Source organism: Acidisphaera rubrifaciens HS-AP3 (assembly GCF_000964365.1).
Classification (GTDB): Bacteria; Pseudomonadota; Alphaproteobacteria; order Acetobacterales; family Acetobacteraceae; genus Acidisphaera; species Acidisphaera rubrifaciens.
On sequence record NZ_BANB01000045.1, the window covers coordinates 1 to 16,290 of the forward strand.

Genomic DNA, 16,290 nt, shown 5'->3' on the forward strand with positions numbered 1-16,290 from the left:
GCGGGTGGCGGGACGAACGAGGCGCGGTCGGCGCCGAACGGGATCGTGACCGGCGGCGTCAGGCGCGGCACCGCGTCGCGCATCGCCGGCAGCGTCACGCCGCCGCCGGCCTGCGCGGTGAGTTGCTGGATCTGCTGCGCGAGACCGCCGGTATAAAAGTCGCCCACGCCGGACGTGCGCAGCCTGTTGAGTGTCGTGCCGAGATCGGCCTCGGTGATCAACTGTCCTTCGGTCGCGATCTTTCCGCCGGGCGCGAAGATGGCGGCCGCGTTCGGATCGCCCATCAGCGGGCCGGCCACCACCTGCAGATCGCGCGACAGGGCGCGGGAGACGCGAAAACCCGCGCCGGCCAGGTCCGCGGCCTGCTTGACCAGCAGTTCGAACGGCAGGTGGCCGTAGCGGGCATGGAGGGCGAACAGTCCCCTTGCCAGCATTGGGACCGAAGCCGGCCGGTCACCGCCGCCGCCGCCGTCGACGGGCGTGAAGAGCACGGCTTCCGGCGCGCCGCCATTCGGCCCGTCGCTCGACGGATCATAGGCCACGCAGGCCCCGCCGGCGCCGAGCCCGGCGCGCGACGGCATCGTGACCGCGAGCGCGAAGCCTGTGGCGACGGCAGCATCCGCCGCGGTGCCGCCGCCGGACAGGATTTCCCGCCCGATCAGCGCCGCGCGCGGCTCGTCGGCGACGACGCCGCCGAGAAAGCCCGTGACCTGTCCCGGCTGCCCGGGAGGCGGCGCATCGCCGCCGAACAGCCCGCAGCCGTTCAGAAGCATCAGCGCCGAGACGGCGGCGGAGCGGAGCAGGCCACGAGGGCGGGGCGTGCGGGCAGCGCGTGTGCTGCGGGACGGGCCGGTTCTGGACGGCTCCGTGTACCTGAAAGGCACCGTGTCTGGTTTCCTTCGTCGTCAGGGCGGGAGCACGCGAGTCGAGCGTTACGACGGCGGTGCCATATAGCCCTTCGCCCTCGGCTTCAACCGTCGGAGAGTCCGGTGACGTCGCTATCGCCCGTTGGGCCGCCCCTTGCTCCGCGGCCCGGGCTGCGCCACGAAGGCACCGGGCCGGCGGCGGTCCGGCGCGGGAGAGCGGTGCATGATATATAAAGTGTGGCGGCTGGCGGTGTGTGCCGGCCTGCTTCTGGCGGCCTCGCTGCCGGCCCGGGCCGGCGACGCACCGCCGACCTCCGCCTTCACCCCGGCGCAGCGTGACGAGATCGTCCGCATCGTCCGGGACGCGCTGAAGCGTGACCCGTCCATCCTGCGTGACGCGGTGGAGGCACTGCAGGCCGACAATGACGCGCGGCAGCAGGCCGCCGCCAAGGCGGCCATCGCCGCCCGGCGGAGCGAGCTTGTCACCGCGTCGGACCCCTCCGCCGGCAACCCCAAGGGCGACGTGACGGTGGTCGAGTTTTTCGACGTGCGCTGCCCCTACTGCAAGCGGCTGGAGCCCGATCTGTCGCGGCTGATGCAGGCGGACCGCGGCGTGCGGCTTGTCTATAAGGACATGCCCATCCTGGGGGCGCCGAGCGTGCTGGGCTCGAAGGCGCTGCTCGCGGCCCAGCGGCAGGACAAGTACGACGCCCTCCGCGCCGTGCTGATGCGCGACGGCGCGCCGCCGAGCGATGCCAGTATCCGGGCGGCGGCCGCGGCGGTCGGTATCGATATCGACCGGCTTGAGCGCGACATGAACGATCCCGCGATCCAGGCCCGCATCGACACGAATCTCCGCCTCGCCCACGAGCTTGGCATCACCGGTACGCCCGCGCTGGTGGTCGGCGGCACGCTTATCCCGGGCGCGGTGAGCCTCGCCGAGCTTGAAAGCGCGGTCGCCACCGCGCGGAAGGCAGACTGACCGCGGCAGCCCTCACGTCCTGGCGGCGAGTGCCACCCCGCCCACCGTCAGGACAAGCGCCGTGATCTGGCGCACCCCGAGCGGCTCGCCCAACGCGAGGGCCGCGACGCAGACCCCGATGATCGGGACCAGCAGCGAACCGATCGTGGCGGTCGATGCCGGAAGCAGGTGCAGCGCGCGGAACCACGTGTAATAGCAGAGGCTTAGCGGGATGGTGGCGAGATAGGCCAGGCCGGCCCAGATCCCCGGCGTCAGTCCGGCCCAGTGCGGCGTCTCGGTCAGTGCCAGAGCGGCGATCGGAATGGTGCCGAGGCCGATCTGCCACGCTACGGCGGCGAGTTGCGGCATCGCCAGCGGCCGGCGCTTCGTCAGCACGGTGCCGAGTGCGAACAGGATCGAGGCGCCCAGGCCGCACAGCACCCCGGCGAGCGTCGTCCAGCCCTGATCGAAATGCAGCTGGCCGCTCATCAGCACGACCACGCCGGACAGGCCGATCACGAGGGCAGCGATGCGGGCCGGCGTCGGACGCTCGCCCAGCAGCGGCCAGGCCAGCAATACGGCCCAGAGCGGCAGCGTATAGACGACGATCACCGCCTCGCTCGCGTCGAGCAGCTTCACGCACATGATCGACAGGGCGGAGAAAGCGCTGAAGTTCAGGATCGTCGAGATCAGCAGCGCGCCCCATTGTCCGGCGGGCGGCCGCAGCCGCTCGCGCAGCAGGGCGGCGGCGGCAAACGCCACCACGGTTCCAACCGCCCCCGAGAGCGCGCGCGCCGTCAGCGGCGGCAGTTCGCCGAGAACGAGCCGCATCATCGGCCAGTTGATGCCCCAGCCGAAGGCGGTGACGAGCAAAAATCCAAGACCGATGGCGCGCCGCTCGACCACTGCCGCGGCCGGCACGGCAGGTACCGCGGCGCGGGCAACCGGACCGGTGCTCATCGGACGTAGACGCGTACCTCGCGCGTCTCCGCCTTCGGGTCGATACGGGCGAAGAGACGGACACGATTGTCCTGTATGCCGGTCATGACGATGGCGCGCATGATTTCGGCGGCGTCCGTCTGACCGGCGTTGATCTGGGCTGCCTGTGCGTCCGGGGTGCGAACGCGGGGAATGATGGCCACTACGTCATATTCGAGGTTCGGTCGCTGCGACTCGGCGGCCTTGACCGCCGCGTTCAGCGGACCTTGGTAGGCCGGGCTCGCCGTTTCATAGCGGATCGTGACGAGCGGGACCCGGTTCTCCGGCAGGGCCGCTCCGGCGATCAGGGTCGGTGCCGGCATGTCGGGTTCGGGGGCAAAGGTGCGCTGATCGATCAGGGTGCAGCCGCCAAACACCATCAGGAGCGGCACGAGCAGGAGTAGAGGCGGGCAAATCCGCGTGGCGGTGCGTCGGGGCATGAGGTCTGCGTCGGCCGTGTTGATATGGGATTGCGCGCTGGCGGATCATGGACGGCGTGCCGCGCGCGGGGCCAATACCTTGCAGGAAGCGTCGCAAGCGGCAAGAAGCGGCGGGCGGCATCGGGACAGGAGTGGCCGACGGGATGAGCACGGGCATGGAGACCGGGACGGCCAAAGGCGGGCCCGACGCACGCGGCACCAATCAGCGCATCGACGCCCGGCGGCTGTGGGACAGCCTGATGCAGATGGCCGAGATCGGCGCGACGCCGGCGGGCGGGGTGCGTCGCCTCGCTTTGAGTGATCTCGACCGCCAGGGCCGCGACCGCTTCCGCGCCCTGTGCGCGGCGACCGGTCTGACGGTGCGCGTGGACGGCATGGGCAACATGTTCGCGCGGCGCGAGGGGCGTGATCCCTCCCGGCCGCCCGTGCTGTTCGGCAGCCATCTCGACAGCCAGCCGACCGGCGGGAAGTTCGACGGCGCGCTCGGCGTGCTGGCGGGGCTCGAGGTGATGCGCACCATCGCCGATCTCGGCCTGACCACCGAGGCGCCGCTTGAACTGGTGAACTGGACGGACGAGGAGGGGAGCCGCTTCGGGCGCAGCCTGATGGGGTCCGCCGTCTGGGCCGGGCTGCTGGAACAGGCGGAGGTCGAGGCCTATGCCGACGCGGACGGGCAGACCGTCGGCCAGAGCCTGGACGCGATCGGCTATCGCGGCCCGGAGCCGGCGCGGCCGTTCCCGGCGGATGCCTATTTCGAGCTGCATATCGAACAGGGACCGATCCTGGAGCGGTCGGAGACCGAGATCGGCATCGTCACGGGCGCGCAGGCGATGGTGTTCTACGAGGCGGTGACGCGCGGGCAGGAGAGCCATGCCGGTACCACGCCGCCGTCAGCCCGGCGCGACGCGCTGGTTTGCGCGGCGCGGATCATCGATCTGGTGGACCGGATGATGCGGGCGCGGGGCGAGGACGGGCGGGGCACGGTCGGCCGGCTTCATGTCCGGCCGAACAGTCATAACGTGATCCCCGGTGAGGTGCGCTTCTCGGTCGAGTTCCGCCATCCGTCGGACGAGGAGATCGCCCGGCTGGAGGCGCAGTTTCCGCGCGAGGCCGGCTTCATCGCCCGCGATTGCGGCGTCGAATTCCAGCTGACGCCCCTGCTGCGGATCAAGGCGCAGCCTTTCGACACAAGCTGTATTGCATTGGTTCGCGACGCCGCCGCGCGGCTCGGCTATTCCGCCCGGGACATCGTGTCGGGTGCCGGGCATGACGCGGTGTCGGTGGCGCGGCACATCCCGACGGCGATGATTTTCGTCCCCTGCAAGGACGGGCTCAGCCACAACGAGGCGGAAAGCATCCTCCCGGACCAGGCGGCGGCGGGATGCCAGGTTCTGCTGGACGCGGTCCTGGCGCGGGCCAATCGCCCGCTGTGACCATCTTGCCGGTCGTCCGGCGCTGATCTGAACCGGCGGGCGCGCACTGCACCCGCTGCCAACCATGGCGCTATCATGCCGACCCGCCGATGCGGTCGTCATCACGAGGCTTGCCGCGAGGGGAGGCATTTGACGGTGTTGCTGCCCGGACCGCCCGAGGTTCTTCGTTTCGCCGACCGGCTGGCGGCGCGCTCGCATCTTTTCGAGGCGAGGCTGGACGCCGATCAGCTGATTGAGCGGGCCTGCGGCGATGGCGACTGGTCGCCGCACGCGGATCAGCGCGCGGCGCTGCGCATGCTCGTGGGCGCCGTCGAGGCGGAGGCATCGCTCAGCCTGTTCGGTCGGGCGGCCCTGCGCTGGGATATTGCCCGGTTCCTCGCCAACACCCGCCGGCTCGACGAGGAGGAGGCCGCTTGCCCCACGATCGGGCAGACGGCCGTGGAGCGGCCAGTGTTCATCCTCGGCCTGCCGCGCAGCGGGACCAGCTTCCTGCACGCCCTCATGGCGCAGGACCCGGACACGATGGCGCCGCGCTGCTGGCAGACGGTCTATCCCTACAAGCCGGCGGCGCGGCGGCGGGACCGGCGCATCGCGCAGGTGGGACGGCAGATCGCCCTGTTCACCCGCATTGCTCCCGACCTTCCCTCGGTGCATCCGATCACGGCCGAGACGCCCCAGGAATGCAGCGAGATCACGGCGCACACGTTCCGCAGCCTGCGTTTCGACACGACCTTCCGGGTGCCGTCCTACCTCGCTTGGCTCGATGCCGAGGGACACGACGCGGCTTATGCCTTTCACGCCCGCTTCCTCCGCCACCTGCAACGGCAGACCGAGCCGGAGCCGGACGCGCGCTGGGTGTTGAAATGCCCCGATCACGTCTTCGCCTTCGAGGCGATCCGGCGCACCTATCCCGATGCCCGTTTCGTGTTCGTCCATCGCGACCCGTGGCATGTGCTGGCCTCCGTCGCGCGTCTGACCGAGATCCTGCGCGCGCCATTCACCCGACGCATCGACCGGCTCGAGATCGGCCGCCAGGTCGCGGACCGCTGGGTTCTGGGGGCGCAGCGCATCGTGGCGGCGACGGAGAGTGCGGGTCGTGACGACCTGCCGGTCGTACATGTCACGCACGGGGCGCTGGTGGCCGATCCGTGGGCGACGGTCTGTCGGGTGTACGAGGCGCTTGGCCTGACGATGCGCGCGCCCGCAGCCGCGCGCATTGGTGCCATGATCCAGGCGCGGCCTGACGGGGGCTATGGACGCAACAGCTATCATCCGTCGACCTTCGGCCTCGTGGCCGATCGGGAGCGGGAACGGTTCGCGGCCTATATCGAGCGGTTCCTGCCGGGTGACGAGACGATGGGCCCGCCGGAGTCCCGTATTCGGGCGGCATGAGGGAGATGCGCTTGGACACAGACTATGTCGTCGCCGCCGACCACGGCGCCCGCTTCTGGCGAAGCCCGGCGGCGTCCCTCCCGATCGGCAGTGCGGCGCACAAGACCGCTTTCTGTCGCATGTTCCACGAGACGTTCAATCCGTACAAGCCGTCCGTGATCGACTGGCCGCGTCTGGAACCGGAGGCGCGCGACCGGCTCGTGTCGCTGCCGATCTGGGACATCGCGGTCCAGACCGAGGGCAAGGCCAAGCTGCGCATGCTGGCCTACGCCTATTCGGTGACCGATCCGGACCTGCGGGCGGCCGTCGAACTGAACGGATGGGAGGAGGGGCGCCATCGCGAGGTGCTCGGCAACCTCGTGGAAGCCTATGGCATCAAGCTCGCCCCGGAGCCGGAGTACAAAACGCCGCGCGACCCCGAATGGGCATACATGGTCACCGGCTACAGCGAATGCGTCGACAGCTTCTTTGCGTTCGGCCTGTTCGAGCTGGCGAAGCGGTCCGGCTTCTTTCCGCCGGCGCTGGTCGACACGTTCGAGCCGGTGATCCAGGAAGAGACGCGCCACATCATCCTGTTCGCGAACTGGGTGGCCTGGCATCGCCGCACCATGCCGTGGTGGCGCAGGCCGTGGTTCGAGCTCAAGGTGGCCGCGGTCTGGGTCTTTCTCGGGATCGAGCGGATCGGCATCGCGCGCGGCGTGGGCGGCGGTGGCGAGGCGTCGGCGCAGGACAACAACTTCACGGTCACCGGCAGCAAGGCCGTGAGCAACGTGGATGTCAGCCTGCGCGAGCTGATCGATATCTGTCTGGCCGAGAATGACCGGCGGATGGCCGGCTATGATCCCCGTCTGCGACGGCCCACCACGGCGCCTGCACTGGCGCGGTTCATCCGATTCTTCCTGCGGCGGCCAGCGACGCCAGCTACTGCAGCGGCATGCTGAGCTGAAGGCCGGCGGGTGGCACCCGCCGATCCTGTTCGCTGTGCATCGTCGAATGCGCGAGGTATCCGTTTCCCTCGTCGTAAAACCGAGGATTGAACACTTCCGGGGAAAGGTGCGTGCCGGTCTCCTGCGCCTCGGGCACCGGCGTCGCCTCGCCGGGAACGGGCGCGGCGGAGTAGGTTTGCGGCAACGGCGGCGGTATCGGCGGTATCGGCAGGCCGTTATCGGCGGGTGAGACCTCGAACGCGGCAGCGTCGGTGGGACGATGCACGTAGCGGGTCCCGGCGGCCATGGCCGTGCCGGCGGCAACCATCCCCGTTGCGGCGCAAAGCAACGCCGTCCAAAGCGAGGCGGCATGGCGGCGGTGGCGGTGGCGGTTCATTGCGCCGTCTCCGTGCCAGCGGGGGCGAGCGGGTGGGCGCCGCGGGGATCTTCGACCGGGTTGCCCGCAGGTGCGCCGAGCGGGCCATCGCCTACGGCGCGCCACGCATGCAGAGCCCAGCGCACCGAGGGAAAAGCGAGGCTGTCCCACGGGATATCGTCCCAGCGATACAGCGCCACATCCTGGCTCTCCGGCCCGGCGGCGAACGCGGCGGGGCCGTCGAAGCGACCCCGGAACATGACCTGCACCTGTCCGATACGGCTGATGCTGTAGAGCGCGAGGACCCCGTCGAGCGAGATTCGGGCGCGCGCTTCCTCCCACGCCTCCCGCCGGGCGCCGTCCTCGATCGTCTCGCCGAGTTCGAGAAAGCCAGCGGGCAAGGTCCAGTAACCGCGGCGCGGCTCGATCTCGCGGCGGCACAGCAGGACGCATCCGTCATCGACGACGACGGTGCCCACGACCACCCGCGGGTTTTCGTAATCTATGAAGCCGCAGGTTCCACAAACCCGTCGTTCGCGTTCGTCACCTGCCGGCAAGCGGCGGATGAAATCTGGCATGCGCCAAGAAAGCCCGCACCCTGCTCAGGCCGCAAGTGACGGATTCGCCACGCTGTCATCTTGGCGACGGCGCGTGTCAGCCATGCATCACTTTTGAGCACGGCGGGTGGTCAGGGCACCCGCGCGGCCGCCTCTTACGTCAGACCGACAGGTCGAGCAGCGACCCGCGCGGCAAGGTGGTGGCCGGGGGTGGCGCGCCGGGTTGCGGCAGGTTCTGGGCGCGCCCCGACTGGGCGGCGCTTCCCTGTGAAGCGGCCGCGCCCCCCGTCGCCGCCACCGGGGATATACCGGGCACCGGGCCGGTCGCGCGCAGGCCGGACGATCCGAGCCCTTGCGCCTGGGGGGCTGCCGCGGTGAAGGCGGCGAGTGAACCCGAAGAGGTCATGCCGAGGAGCATCAGCGACATGTCTCAAAATTGGGTTAACACGCGCCCGGGCGCAAGGGGCTGCGGCTCGCGCCCCATCACCCCATGAGCGCCGCGACGCCCGGCAGCGACTTGCCCTCCATCCATTCGAGGAAGGCGCCCCCGGCCGCGGAGACATAAGTCAGGCGGTCCAGCACACCCGCGTGACGCAGCGCCGAGACGGTGTCGCCGCCGCCCGCGACCGACACGAGTCGTCCTGCCTGCGTGAGGTTCGCGACCGTATGGGCGAGCGCCACGGTCGCGCGGTCGAAGGGCGGGGTCTCGAACGCGCCGAGCGGCCCGTTCCAGACGAGGGTTTTCATGGCTCCGAGCCCGTCCGACAGCACGGATACCGTGGCCGGCCCGACATCGAGCGCCATCGCATCCGCCGGCACGGCGCCCACCGGGACCGTCTCGCTCGGGGCGCCTGCTTCGAGCTTGCGGGCGATCACCACATCGATCGGAAGCATGATCGCGCAGCCGGCAGCCTTAGCCCGCGCGCGGATGTCACGCGCGGTCGCATGCATGTCGGGCTCCTGCAGCGACTTGCCCATGCCCGCGCCCTCGGCGGCGAGGAATGTGTTGGCCATGGCGCCGCCGATCACCAGCACGTCGACCTTGGACACCAGGTTGCCGAGCAGTTCGAGCTTGGTCGACACTTTCGACCCGGCGACGATCGCGGCCACGGGCCGCTGCGGATGGCCGAGGGCGGCATCCAGCGCCTCCAGCTCCGCCTGCATCAGTCGACCCGCGTGGGACGGCAGGATGTGGGCCACCCCCTCCGTGCTGGCATGCGCCCGGTGGGCGGTCGAGAACGCGTCGTTCACGTACAGATCCGCCAGCGCGGCCAGCGCCGCCGCGAAGGCAGGATCGTTGTTCTCCTCGCCGGCATGGAAGCGGGTATTTTCCAGGACGAGGATGTCGCCGTCGCCGAGGCGCCCGACTGCCTGTTCCGCCACCGGGCCGATGCAGTCGTCGGCGAAGGCGACGGGCTTTCCCAGGATGTCCGCCAGGGCCGTCGCCACGGGCGCCAGCGACATCGCCGGCACCCGCTTGCCCTTCGGACGGTCGAAGTGGCTGGTGACGATCACCCGCGCCCCGCCGGCGGCAAGTTCGCGGATCGTGGGCGTCAGGCGTTCGAGCCGGGTCCGGTCGGTGATCTGCCCGTCATGCATCGGCACGTTGAGATCGGCGCGCAGCAGCACGCGTTTGCCGACGACATCGACGCCGTCGAGTGTTCGCCACCCCGCCATGTCACAGGCTGCCGAACAGCGCTGCCGTGTCGGACATGCGCGACGAGAAGCCCCACTCGTTATCGTACCAGCCCATCACGCGGGCGAGCGCGCCATCAACCACCGCGGTCTGCGTCGCATCGAAGCTGCACGAGGCCGGCGAATGGTTGAAGTCGATGCTGACGAGCTTGTGCGTGTTGTAATCGATGATGCCGCGCAGCTCACCTTCGGCCGCGTGCCGGAAGGCGTCGTTGATGGCCTCCGTCGTCGCGGGCTTCGCGAGGTTCACGTCGAGCGAGACGAGTGATACGTTGGGCACCGGCACGCGGATGGCCGTACCGTCGAGCTTTCCCTTCAGCTCCGGCAGCACGAGGCCGACCGCCCGCGCGGCGCCGGTGGTCGTCGGGATCGTCGAGACGGCGGCGGCACGCGCGCGATGCAGATCCTTGTGCAGCGTGTCCACGGTGTTCTGATCGCCCGTATAGGCGTGCACGGTCACCATGTAGCCACGCAGGATGCCGAACGTATCGTGCAGCACCTTCGCCATCGGGGCGAGACAGTTGGTCGTGCAGGATGCGTTGGAGATGATCTGCATCTGCGGCGTGATGGATTTGTGGTTCACGCCATAGACGATGGTCGCGTCGACGCCGTCGGCGGGGGCGGAGATCAGCACCTTGCGCGCGCCGGCCTCGAGCAGCTTCGCCGCCTGCTCACGCTTGGTGAAGATGCCCGTGCACTCCATGGCCACGTCCACGCCACCGAATGGCACGCGGCTGGGGTCACGCTCCGCGGAGACACGGATCGGGCCATAGGTGCGACCGCCATGGCGGATCAGGATCGTCTCGCCGTCGACCAGCACCTCGCCGGGGAATCGCCCGTGCACGCTATCGTAGCGAAACAGGTGCGCGTTGGCCTCCGTGCTGCCCAAATCGTTGATCGCGACCGGCTCGATATCGGTGCGCCCGCTTTCGATCATTGCCCGCAGCACGAGCCGCCCGATGCGTCCGAACCCGTTGATTGCGACCTTGACTGGCATTTCCAACCCTTTCGTTTGCCGTTACGACCGTGTGCAGCGCGCCTTCATGACCCGCATTCTGACCGTTTCTATAACGGTAGCGCAGGAAATGCCGAAAGACTGACCCGGTTGCGTGCCGGGCCCGGCGGTCGGATCAATAAAGGCGCCGTCCTCGCCGATCCAGCGCTCCCATCCCAACCGTGCCCCGCGTTCGATGCCGATCCGGGGCGCGGTGCCGAGGACGGTCTGGCGATAGGCGTCGTCCTGGACGGCAAAGAGCTCCCAGCAGGGCAGGGCGGCGACGGCGACCGCAATGCCTTCGGCCGCCAGCTCCGCCTGCGCCGCGCGGGCAACGGCAAGGTCGGTTCCCGTCGCAATCAGGGTCGCCTCCGGCTCCCCGTCGGCGGCTTCCACCAGATATCCGCCGCGTGCGACCGGCTGCGCCGCCTCGGGGCGCGGGAGCGCCGCGACGGCGTCAGTCCCCAGAAAGACGGCGGTGGGACCGTCGGTGCGGCGCAGCGCGATGTCGCAGCACTCGGCGGCCTCGACCGCGTCGCCAGGCCGCAGCACGAGCAGATTGGACACGGCGCGGAGCGAGGCCAGCAATCCATCCGACGCGGTGCCGTGCGCGTCCTCCGTCATGAAGCATGTGATCGGGAGCTGCCGGCGGGCCGCTATGCGCAGGGCCGGCCGCAGGCTGTCGCAGGTCTCGGCCGATACCTGCGCGACCGGCACGAGCCCCCCATGTAAGGCAAGCCCGAGCAGGACCGCCCCGAGACCGGCCGTGCAGGCACCGCAGTCCACCGCGCGGCCGCGATGCGCCTCGGGCGGCGGCCACTCCGCATCGCCCGGGCGACCGCCGCGGACCAGCACCAGCTCCGGCGTGGCGGTCATCAGCCCGTCCAGCACGTCGCGGGCCGCGGCGGCGGGGCTGGGTGCCGGCGTGGTCGCCGCGATGGCCTTGCGAAGGGTGCCCACCACCTCGTGCGCGTCATCGGAGCGCCGCCGTCCCGCGGCGCGGTCATGTTCGTCGCGCAAGGGGTGCTGGGCAAGCCGGCGCAGCCATGCACGGCGGGCGGGTGCCGATCGGGCGTCGGCGGCCTGCCAGTGCGCGGCATCGGACTCGTAATCGGCGGGATCAGCGCCAGCGGCACTGGACGCCTCGTCGGCCGGGCACAGGATGAGCGTCGGGCGGCGGCCCCGCAGTGCGAACGAAAGGGCGGCCGGCAACGCCCCCGCATCGCCAGGGCGGACATGCCGGACGGCCCACCCCGTCGCCTGCGCCTGTCGCGCGAGCCGCTCCATGGGCGCCGGACCATTCGCCGTCAGGACGACAACCAGGCGACTGAGGTGCAGTCGGGCGGCAAGATCGAGCGCCTCCTGCCCCGGGCCGCTGGCGAGGTCATCCGGGCCGACCAGCACCCATGTCCGATGGTCGACGAGACTGCGTCCGAAGCGCGCGGCCAGCAGCCGTTCCGCGGCCGCCAACCCGACGGCGGTGCCGAGCCCCAGGCCGGGGGGCAGCCGGCTGGGACCGACGGGCGTGACCATGCCGCCGGGGTCGCAGGCCAGCAGCGGATCGTAGGCCGGCGCGGTGTGGCCGAGGCCCGTCAGCATGTGAGCGGAGGCGAAAGGCGCGGCTGGATCGGCAAGCACGAGCCGGTCCCGGTCCGGCCACGCAGGGTCGGCGGCGTCGTATTTCAGAACACCAGCCCAGAGCGCGCGCAGCACGGCAGCCGTCCCGGTTGGACGAGATGCGGAATCGACGGACATGGGGGCCGCGATTGGCGAGGCTGCGTGCGGCGGGTCGTCGGTGCCGGGTGCATCGCGGCGGACCAGGCGGGCTGCGTTGGCTGCCATTCCAGTCTCTCTAGTACGGCGCGCTCTTAGGCGCTCGGCGCCCCCCCGGCAAGCCGGCGACCGCGCTTGCGGCGCCACAGATGGCTTGCAAAAATCCGCCCGCTCCGCCATGTCAGGTGCAGTTTTGACGCCGGTCTGAAGACGCCCGCCTGGGTCGGGCATGTCATGAACCGGATACCTGAACGGGCGCGCGGGGCATGGGCCTTGCCGCGCCCGTCATGCATGGAGGGCATCCGCCTTGGCCGCGACCCCGCTCGAACGGATCCGCAATATCGGCATCACCGCGCATATCGACGCGGGCAAGACCACGACGACCGAGCGCATCCTGTACTACACCGGCGTATCCCATAAGATCGGCGAGGTGCACGAAGGCAACACCACGACCGACTACATGGAGCAGGAGCGCGAGCGGGGGATCACCATCACCTCCGCCGCCGTGACGTGCGAGTGGAAGAACCACCGCATCAACATCATCGACACGCCCGGCCACATCGACTTCAACATCGAGGTGAATCGCAGCCTCCGCGTTCTGGACGGCGCGGTATTCATCATCGAGGGCGTGGCCGGCGTGCAGCCGCAGAGCGAGACCAACTGGCGCCTCGCCGACCGCTACAACGTGCCGCGCATTATCTTCATCAACAAGCTCGACCGCACCGGTGCCGACTTCTACCGCGCGTTCGATACGCTGAAGGAGAAGCTCGACATCGTGGCGCTGCCGCTGCAGCTCCCGATCGGGATCGAGGACCAGTTCGTCGGCGTCGTCGATCTCGTGGAGATGAAGGCCATCGTCTGGGAAGGCGGTGAGCTGGGGGCGAAGTACCACGACGAGCCGATCCCGGCGGATCTGGCGGATAAGGCCAAGGAATATCGCCAGCTGCTGCTCGACACGGCGCTGTCCGTCGACGACGCGGCGATGGAGGAATATTTCGAGAAGGGCGACGTCGAAGTCGCGACCCTGAAGCGCTGCATCAAGGCCGGCGCCATCAGCGGCGTCTTCCGTCCGGTGCTGTGCGGCACCGCATTCAAGAACAAGGGCGTGCAGCCGCTGCTCGACGCGGTGCTCGACTACCTGCCGAGCCCGGTCGACGTCCCCGGCATCAGCATCGCCGCCGAGGAAGGGGAGGAGGACGGCGAGCACTCCGACCGTCGGCGTATCAAGGCCGATCCGAGCGCGCCGTTCGCCGGTCTGGCGTTCAAGATCATCAACGACAAGTACGGCACCCTTACCTTTGTCCGCGTCTACGCCGGCACGCTGAAAAGCGGCGACATGGTGCAGAACACGACCAAGGGGCACCGCGAGCGCATCGGCCGCATGTTCCAGATGCACGCGGACAAGCGCGCCGAGATCAAGGAAGTCTCGGCCGGAGATATCGCGGCCTTTGTCGGGCTGAAGGACACCCAGACGGGTGACACCCTCGCCTCGTCCGACGATCCGGTGGTGCTGGAGCGCATGGCCTTCCCGGTGCCGGTGATCGACATCTCTGTCGAGCCGAAGACGAAGGATGCGGTCGAGAAGATGTCGCTCGGTCTGCAGAAGCTCGCGGCGGAGGACCCGTCGCTGCGTCTCAAGACCGATCAGGAGAGCGGCCAGACGATCCTGTCCGGCATGGGCGAGCTGCATCTCGAAATCATCATCGACCGGCTGCGTCGCGAATACGGCGTCGACTGCAACATCGGCGCGCCGCAGGTCGCCTATCGCGAGACGATCAGCAAGCCGCATACCGAGGTCTACACCCACAAGAAGCAGACGGGCGGCTCTGGTCAGTTCGCCGAGGTGAAGATCGTCTTCGAGCCGCAGGAACGTAACGCCGGCATCACCTTCGAGAACGCCGTCGTCGGCGGTTCGGTGCCGCGGGAATACATTCCGGCGGTCGAGAAGGGCATCAAGGTGCAGGCCGAGACGGGTGTGCTCGCGGGCTTCCCGACCGTCGATTTCAAATACACGCTGGTGGACGGCAAGTATCACGACGTCGACAGCTCGGCGCTGGCGTTCGAAATCGCGGCCAAGGCCTGCTTCCGCGAGGGCATGAAGAAGGCGAGCCCGATCATCCTCGAGCCGATCATGGACGTGGAGGTGACGACGCCGCAGGACCATGTCGGCGACGTGGTGGGCGACATCAATCGCCGCCGCGGCATGATCCAGAACCAGGAAAGCTCGGGCTCGACCGTGATCGTGCGCAGCCACGTGCCGCTGAAGGAGATGTTCGGCTATATCTCCGACCTGCGCAGCATGACCAAGGGGCGCGCGAGCTTCACCATGCAGTTCCACCACTATGATCCGGTGCCGCGGAACATCGCGGACGAGCTGGTGAAAAAGAGCGCCTGACGCACCAGTGAGCGCACCGCGGCTGCACTGGACGCGGGGACGGGCGGACGAGGGTGGCGGCGAAGGCCGCACCCTCGAATGGATCGGACTAGACGACGCGGGCGCACCGATCGCCCGCGTCGTTCGTTTGCGCGGTCCCACGCTCGGGGACTGGCGCCGCCACGCCGCGGTGCCGCTCGACGAGGAGGCCCGCATCATCGAATTGCGGCCACCCGCGCCTGCGGGGGCCGCGTGGCTTGCCTATATCGGCGGCAAGGTGGTGGGGCGTGCCGCGCTGCCGCTGCAGGCGGTCAGGACGGCCGAGGCGGCGCTCGCCGGGCGCGGACGCCCGTAAGCTGAACCGTTTCATAAATCTTTAAGGTTGATGAAACGTTTTTCCGTCGGATGCGTCTGATCGCTGCTGCCAATCACAGGAGCACATGATGCGCACCCGCTACCTTGCCCTTGCCGGTTTGACCCTGTCGTTCGGCGTCGCGACGATGACCGCCCAGCCGGCAAGCGCCGGTTGTCTTACTGGCGCCGTCGTCGGCGGCGTGGCCGGCCACATGGTTCATCACGGCGTACTCGGCGCTGCGGCCGGCTGCGCCGTGGGTCACCACCATGCCAAGGTCGCGCAGCAGCGGCAGCGTGAGGCCACGCCGACCGCCGGGACGCCCGCGACCGGTGGGGCGCCCGATACCGCGACGCACTGACGGCGTGGCCGCAGGCGCTACATCAGCGTCTGCATGTCTCCGTCGATCGCGAGGGCCTGCCCGCTGATCGTCGCGCCGAACGGGCTGCTGAGATAAAGCGCCATGTTGGCGATGTCGTGCTGGGTAACGAAGCAGCGGAGCGATGTCGTCGCGACGGATCGCTCCGTCTGCTCGTTCTCGCCGATACCGGCTGCCTGCGCCTTCGCGCTGAGCACCCGCCTGATGCGCGGGCCGTCCACCAGGCCGGGAAGGATGGCGTTAACCCTGATCCCTCTCGGTCCAAGCTCGATCGCAAGCGTCTTCGTCAGTCCGATAACGCCCCATTTCGCCGCCGAGTAGGGGCTACGCAAAGCGAAGCCGAAACGGCCGGCAGCGGAGCTGAGATTGATGATCGATCCGCCGCCGGCCTGCCGCAGAGCCGGAATGGCGCGCCTCGCGGTGTGAAACATCGACGCGAGGTCGACGCGCAAGGTCTCCTCCACCTCCGCCGGCGTCAGGTCCTCCGCCCGCTTCGTCGGACCGGCGATGCCGGCGTTGTTGACCAGCACGTCAAGGCCGCCGAGATGCGTGACGGCAGCGTCGATGAAGCCCTCCATGTCGGAACTGACGCCGGCGTCGGCGCGCATCCCAGGATAGGCGCTGTCAGACAGTGCCTGTTCATCGATGTCGGAGATAAAGACCGACGCGCCGCAGGCGGCGTAGCTGTCGGCCATCACCCGCCCGATCCCGGCGGCACCCGCCGTGATCGCCACCCGCAGCCCGCCGAGATCAACCGTGAGGGGTGTTCGTGCGCCGCTGATCATGCCCGTCTC

The 16,290-nt window shown here is 69.3% G+C and carries 17 protein-coding genes; 7 read left to right on the top strand and 10 right to left on the bottom strand.

Going from position 1 to position 16,290, the window contains the following annotated elements; all coding sequences use genetic code 11:
• On the bottom strand, nt 1–773 hold a 773-nt coding region (locus B8460_RS01410), incomplete at its 3' end, for a gamma-glutamyltransferase (RefSeq protein ID WP_048859784.1).
• 316 nt (nt 774–1,089) lie between these two features.
• On the opposite strand from B8460_RS01410, the gene B8460_RS01415 reads away from it, so the two are divergent.
• Nucleotides 1,090–1,848 carry a DsbA family protein gene (locus B8460_RS01415; protein WP_048859785.1) on the top strand — a complete coding sequence of 253 codons (759 nt, stop codon included), beginning with the start codon at nt 1,090–1,092 and terminating at the stop codon, nt 1,846–1,848.
• Nucleotides 1,849–1,860: 12 nt separating this feature from the next.
• Here the strand turns inward: B8460_RS01415 and B8460_RS01420 are convergent, their stop codons facing one another.
• A complete protein-coding gene (locus tag B8460_RS01420; protein ID WP_241771059.1) occupies nt 1,861–2,748 on the bottom strand; it encodes a DMT family transporter in 888 nt (295 codons plus the stop codon).
• A gap of 35 nt (nt 2,749–2,783) precedes the next feature.
• The gene (locus B8460_RS01425; protein WP_158322656.1) at nt 2,784–3,245 is read right to left on the bottom strand and encodes a hypothetical protein; all 462 of its coding nucleotides are present in this window, start codon (nt 3,243–3,245) and stop codon (nt 2,784–2,786) included.
• 143 nt (nt 3,246–3,388) lie between these two features.
• On the opposite strand from B8460_RS01425, the gene B8460_RS01430 reads away from it, so the two are divergent.
• The 3 genes from B8460_RS01430 to B8460_RS01440 all read left to right on the top strand — a co-directional run bounded on the left by B8460_RS01430 (nt 3,389) and on the right by B8460_RS01440 (nt 7,011).
• Nucleotides 3,389–4,678 (top strand): Zn-dependent hydrolase, encoded by a 1,290-nt coding sequence (locus B8460_RS01430; RefSeq protein WP_048859787.1) that lies wholly within the window; start codon nt 3,389–3,391, stop codon nt 4,676–4,678.
• 135 nt (nt 4,679–4,813) lie between these two features.
• Nucleotides 4,814–6,070, top strand: a complete 1,257-nt coding sequence (locus B8460_RS01435) for a sulfotransferase family protein (RefSeq protein WP_148360223.1) — start codon at nt 4,814–4,816, stop codon at nt 6,068–6,070.
• Between the two features lie 5 nt (nt 6,071–6,075).
• Complete coding sequence (locus B8460_RS01440; protein ID WP_373855598.1) at nt 6,076–7,011, top strand: ferritin-like domain-containing protein; 936 nt, start codon at nt 6,076–6,078, stop codon at nt 7,009–7,011.
• On the opposite strand, the gene B8460_RS01445 is transcribed toward B8460_RS01440, so the two are convergent.
• The 6 genes from B8460_RS01445 to B8460_RS01470 all read right to left on the bottom strand — a co-directional run bounded on the left by B8460_RS01445 (nt 6,992) and on the right by B8460_RS01470 (nt 12,622).
• Complete coding sequence (locus B8460_RS01445) at nt 6,992–7,393, bottom strand: hypothetical protein (RefSeq protein ID WP_148360225.1); 402 nt, start codon at nt 7,391–7,393, stop codon at nt 6,992–6,994. The genes B8460_RS01440 and B8460_RS01445 overlap by 20 nt on opposite strands.
• On the bottom strand, nt 7,390–7,950 hold the full coding sequence (locus B8460_RS01450) for an NUDIX domain-containing protein (RefSeq protein ID WP_048859790.1): 561 nt from the start codon (nt 7,948–7,950) through the stop codon (nt 7,390–7,392). Before B8460_RS01450 ends, B8460_RS01445 begins: the two co-directional genes overlap by 4 nt.
• A gap of 139 nt (nt 7,951–8,089) precedes the next feature.
• Nucleotides 8,090–8,356, bottom strand: a complete 267-nt coding sequence (locus B8460_RS01455) for a hypothetical protein (protein ID WP_048859791.1) — start codon at nt 8,354–8,356, stop codon at nt 8,090–8,092.
• A gap of 56 nt (nt 8,357–8,412) precedes the next feature.
• Nucleotides 8,413–9,606, bottom strand: coding sequence for a phosphoglycerate kinase (locus B8460_RS01460; protein ID WP_048859792.1), 1,194 nt, complete (start codon nt 9,604–9,606; stop codon nt 8,413–8,415).
• A 1-nt stretch (nt 9,607) separates the two neighbouring features.
• The gene (gene gap / locus B8460_RS01465) at nt 9,608–10,621 is read right to left on the bottom strand and encodes a type I glyceraldehyde-3-phosphate dehydrogenase (protein ID WP_048859793.1); all 1,014 of its coding nucleotides are present in this window, start codon (nt 10,619–10,621) and stop codon (nt 9,608–9,610) included.
• Between the two features lie 21 nt (nt 10,622–10,642).
• Entirely contained in the window at nt 10,643–12,622 is a 1,980-nt protein-coding gene (locus B8460_RS01470; protein ID WP_084623104.1) for a transketolase-like TK C-terminal-containing protein, read from the bottom strand.
• A 76-nt stretch (nt 12,623–12,698) separates the two neighbouring features.
• Here B8460_RS01470 and fusA point away from each other — a divergent pair, with 76 nt between their 5' ends.
• The 3 genes from fusA (at nt 12,699) to B8460_RS01485 (ending at nt 15,478) form a co-directional block, all read left to right on the top strand.
• Nucleotides 12,699–14,786 (top strand): elongation factor G, encoded by a 2,088-nt coding sequence (fusA, locus tag B8460_RS01475; RefSeq protein ID WP_048859795.1) that lies wholly within the window; start codon nt 12,699–12,701, stop codon nt 14,784–14,786.
• Nucleotides 14,787–14,793: 7 nt separating this feature from the next.
• Nucleotides 14,794–15,120, top strand: coding sequence for a hypothetical protein (locus tag B8460_RS01480; RefSeq protein ID WP_048859796.1), 327 nt, complete (start codon nt 14,794–14,796; stop codon nt 15,118–15,120).
• An 85-nt stretch (nt 15,121–15,205) separates the two neighbouring features.
• Nucleotides 15,206–15,478, top strand: a complete 273-nt coding sequence (locus B8460_RS01485; protein WP_048859797.1) for a hypothetical protein — start codon at nt 15,206–15,208, stop codon at nt 15,476–15,478.
• A gap of 17 nt (nt 15,479–15,495) precedes the next feature.
• Here the strand turns inward: B8460_RS01485 and B8460_RS01490 are convergent, their stop codons facing one another.
• The gene (locus B8460_RS01490; RefSeq protein ID WP_048859798.1) at nt 15,496–16,281 is read right to left on the bottom strand and encodes an SDR family oxidoreductase; all 786 of its coding nucleotides are present in this window, start codon (nt 16,279–16,281) and stop codon (nt 15,496–15,498) included.
• Nucleotides 16,282–16,290: the final 9 nt, after the last annotated feature.